This window comes from Streptomyces sp. NPDC005899 (genome assembly GCF_040629645.1).
Lineage (GTDB): Bacteria > Actinomycetota > Actinomycetes > Streptomycetales > Streptomycetaceae > Streptomyces.
In genome coordinates, this window is the sequence record NZ_JBEXWB010000563.1 from 1 (window position 1) to 2,685 (window position 2,685).

The window sequence follows — 2,685 nt, forward strand, 5'->3', positions numbered from 1 at the left end:
TTGCGCGCGTTAGGCTGGGACCATGTCCATGCATCTCCAGGGCTCCCTGTTCGACCAGGACGAGGGCCCGCACCTCTCGCCGCTCACCGCGGTGCGCAGGACCGTGCTCGGTGACGGCGCCTGGATCGACCTGCTGCCCGGCTGGCTGAGCGGGGGCGACGCGCTCCTGGCGGAGCTCGCCGCCGACGTACCCTGGCGCGCGGAGCGGCGGCAGATGTACGACCGGACGGTGGACGTGCCCCGGCTGCTCGCCTTCTACCGCGAGGGCGACGCGCTGCCCGCCCCCGTACTGACCCGGGCGCGCGAGGCCCTGTCGTCGCACTACGCCGGTGAACTGGGCGAGCCCTTCGCCACGGCCGGTCTCTGCTACTACCGCGACGGGCGTGACAGCGTCGCCTGGCACGGTGACCTGGTGGGGCGCGGCGCGCACCAGGACACCATGGTCGCCATCCTGTCCCTGGGCGCTCCGCGCGACCTCCTGCTGCGCCCGCTTGACGGCCGCGGCGGCACGGTGCGCCGGCCGCTCGGGCACGGCGACCTCATCGTCATGGGCGGCTCCTGCCAGCGCACGTGGCAGCACGCCATTCCCAAGACGGCGAGCGCACGCGGACCCCGGATCAGCGTCCAGTACCGCCCCCGTGGCGTGCGCTGACCGCCGGGTCCCGGGCGGGACCGGCATCCGCCGTGGGGGCGGCTTCCGCCGCGCCGCCCCCGTGGCCGCGCACCGCGGCTCTACCCCAGCCACTCCTTCCAGGTGTTCGGATGCTCCCGGATCCAGCGTCCGGCGGCCTCCTCGGGAGTGAGCCGGTCGGAGGCGATCAGTTCCGAGACCTCGTTCTGGTCCTTCTCCGACCAGCGTGACGGCCATGCGGGTGGGCCGTCCGCGCCGCGAACAGGTGGGTGTCGGGGCCGAGTCGTTCCGTCAGCCGGCGAACCAGCGCTGGGGCCGGGGGTTGAGGTTGTGGTAGATGTGCTTGGACTCGCGGTACTCCGCGAGCCCGGTGGGGCCGAGCTCACGGCCGGTGCCGGACCTGCCGAAGCCGCCCCACTCGGCCTGCGGGAGGTAGGGGTGGTAGTCGTTGATCCAGACGGTGCCGTGCCGCAGCCGCCCGGCGACGCGCCGGGCGCGCCCCGTGTCCGTCGTCCAGACTGCGCCCGCGAGACCGTAGTCGGTGTCGTTGGCCAGCGTGACGGCCTCCTCCTCGGTGCGGAAAATCTCGACCGTGAGGATCGGGCCGAAGGTCTCCTCGCGGACGACGCGCATCCCGCGGTGGCAGCCGTCCAGGACCGTCGGACGGTAGAAGTAGCCGCTCGCGGGCCGTACGTCTGCGGGCTCGGGCCGTGCGCCCCCGGACCGGACGACCGCGCCCTCCTCACGGGCGGAGGCGACGTAGGCCTCCACCTTGGCGAGCTGCTGGGCGGAGACCAGCGGGCCGCACTCCACCCCGTCGACGGTGCCGCGTCCGAGCCGGATGGCGTCGGCGCGGCGGGCCAGCTCGGTGACGAAGCGCTCGCGGACGGATTCCTCGATGATGAGCCGGGCCCCGGCCGAGCAGACCTGGCCGCTGTGGAAGAACGCGGCGTTGAGGGCCTGGTCGACGGCGGTGTCGAAGCCCTCGTCGGTGGCGCACGCGTCGGCGAAGACGACGTTGGGGTTCTTGCCGCCGAGCTCCAGGGCGACCTTCTTGACGGTGGGCGCGGCGGCCCGGGCGACCTTCGTGCCGCTGGCGAGGCCGCCGGTGAAGGAGACCAGGTCGACGTCGGGGTGTGCGGAGAGCCTGGCACCGACGGGGTCGCCGGCGCCGGTGACGAGGTTGGCGGCGCCGTCGGGCAGTCCCGCCTCGGCGAGCAGCCGGATCAGGTGCACGGTGGAGAGGGGGGTGACCTCGCTGGGCTTGAGCACGAAGGTGTTGCCCGCCGCGAGCGCGGGGGCGATCTTCCAGCTGGCCTGGAGCAGCGGGTAGTTCCACGGGGCGATGAGGGCGCAGACGCCGACGGGCTCGTGGACGACGACGCTGTGCACGTCGGGATCGCCGGCGTCGACGACCCGGCCGCCGCTCTCGTTCATCACCAGGTCGGCGAAGTAGCGGAAGGCCGCGGTCACGTCGTCGACGTCGACGCGCCCCTCCTCCAGGGTCTTGCCGGTGTCCCGGCTCTCGGTGATCGCGATCTCCTCGCGGTCCCGCTGGAGAAGGCCGGCGACGCGGCGCAGGAGGTCCGCGCGCTCGGCGACGGGCCTGTGCGGCCAGGGGCCGTCGTCGAAGGCGCGGCGGGCGGCCGCGATCGCCGCGTCGGTGTCCTCGGTGCCGCCCTCGGAGACGTGTGCGAGCACGGTGGCGTCGGCGGGGTCGAGGATCTCGCGCGTCGCGCCGGAGAGGGCGGGACGCCAGGTGCCGTCGATGTGCACCGTCTCCAGCACCGGTTCGTGCGGGGCCGGCGGGTGGGGGGACGACGTGTGGGGAGCCGACATGTCGTGGTCTGCCTTCCGTGCCTGTTGGCTCCGCACCGGTCCGGCCGAGCACTGTTGCGCGCCGGCGGCCGGGGTCCGGCCGCGTCAGCGGCCGGGATACCTGACCGGTCCGCCGAGATGTATGCCGCAGAGTTCACTCTGAGTGACGAGGCTCACTGTGTGCCCGGAGGTGCGCCCACGGAAACGACGGGCGGCCCGGCGCGTGTCACGCCGGG

At 73.9% G+C, this 2,685-nt stretch carries 2 protein-coding genes; one reads left to right on the forward strand and one right to left on the reverse strand.

Annotated features, from left to right (window positions below):
• Positions 1–22: 22 nt before the first annotated feature.
• Positions 23–652 carry an alpha-ketoglutarate-dependent dioxygenase AlkB gene (locus ABZ371_RS31420; protein ID WP_358686083.1) on the forward strand — a complete coding sequence of 210 codons (630 nt, stop codon included), beginning with the start codon at positions 23–25 and terminating at the stop codon, positions 650–652.
• Positions 653–922: 270 nt separating this feature from the next.
• On the opposite strand, the gene ABZ371_RS31425 is transcribed toward ABZ371_RS31420, so the two are convergent.
• A complete protein-coding gene (locus tag ABZ371_RS31425; RefSeq protein WP_358686085.1) occupies positions 923–2,470 on the reverse strand; it encodes an aldehyde dehydrogenase family protein in 1,548 nt (515 codons plus the stop codon).
• Between the last annotated feature and the right edge of the window lie 215 nt (positions 2,471–2,685).